This is a genomic window from Rhizobium sp. Nf11,1, from assembly GCF_050587665.1.
GTDB lineage: Bacteria > Pseudomonadota > Alphaproteobacteria > Rhizobiales > Rhizobiaceae > Rhizobium.
In genome coordinates, this window is the sequence record NZ_JBOBHU010000071.1 from 1 (window position 1) to 1,272 (window position 1,272).

Genomic DNA, 1,272 nt, shown 5'->3' on the forward strand with positions numbered 1-1,272 from the left:
TGACCTTGCCCCCAAGTTTTATCCAGTTTTGAGTTCGCTCCGGCGGTTTTGGGTTGCTGTATTCGGGGCGGTAGCGGCGGGTTGCGGTGCGGAGCCATTTCGGCTGCGCAGCACCGCATCACGTCGCGGGTTGATTGTCTGAGCGAACTCGGCAGGTGTCATCCAGCCGAGTCCAGAGTGCGGTCGATGATCGTTGTAATCGCTGCGCCAGTTTGAAAGCGCTGATCGAGCATGGGTCAGTGACGAGAAGAGGGTCTCATTCAAGAATTCGTCTCGCAGCCGCCCATTGAAGCTTTCAATGAAGGCGTTCTGGATCGGCTTGCCAGGCGCGATGTAGTGCCATTCCAGCTTGGTCCGATCCGTCCATTGCAGGATCGCGTTGCTGGTGAACTCGCTGCCATTGTCGCTGACGATCATCTTCGGCTTGCCACGCCCCTCGATGATCCGGTCAAGCTCACGGGCAACCCGCAGACCGGAAAGCGAGGTATCGGCGACGAGTGCCAGGCATTCTCTGGTGCAATCGTCGACGACCGTCAGCACCCGGAACCTGCGCCCATCGGTGAGTTGATCCGAGACGAAGTCCAGCGACCAACGATCATTGGCGGCCATCGGGATCAGCATCGGTGCTCGTGTGCCGATCGCTCGCTTCCGGCCACCACGTTTGCGCACTGTCAGCTTCTCTTCCCGATAGAGCCGGAAGAGCCTCTTGTGGTTCACAAAATGACCCTCACGCCTGAGCAGCACGTGAAGGCGTCGATATCCGAAGCGGCGGCGTTCATGCGCCAGCGCCTTCATCCGCTCGCGAAGGTCATGGTCGTCGATGCGCCTGGTTTCGTAACGGATCGTCATCCGGCAAACGCCGATGGCTTTACACGCCCGCCGTTCGCTCATCCGATGGTGATCCATCAGATGCGCGACAGCGTTCCGCTTTGCTGCGGGCGTCACCACTTCTTTCCCAAAAGGTCTTTCAAAGCAGCATTGTCGAGCATGGCATCCGCCAGGAGCCGCTTCAGCTTCGTGTTCTCGTCCTCCAGCGTCTTCAGCCGCTTGGCCTCGGACACGTCCATGCCGCCGAATTTGGCTTTCCACTTATAGATGCTGGCATCGCTGACGCCGTGTTTGCGGCAAAGCTCCGAGACCGGCGTGCCCGCCTCGTGCTCCTTCAGAATGCTGATAATCTGTTCGTCTGTAAAACGCTTGCGCTTCATTCTCTGGTCCTCTCAATGGGCCAGAGCTTACTTCAAAATGGATTATTTCAACGGGGCAAGGTCA

The 1,272-nt window shown here is 58.3% G+C and carries 1 protein-coding gene; it reads right to left on the reverse strand.

Annotated features, from left to right (window positions below):
• Nucleotides 1–18: 18 nt before the first annotated feature.
• A protein-coding gene (locus ACQ7C1_RS31700; RefSeq protein ID WP_430961216.1) for an IS3 family transposase occupies nucleotides 19–1,208 on the reverse strand; the annotation gives its coding sequence in 2 pieces (ribosomal slippage) (nucleotides 19–959 and nucleotides 959–1,208; 1,191 coding nt in all).
• Nucleotides 1,209–1,272: the final 64 nt, after the last annotated feature.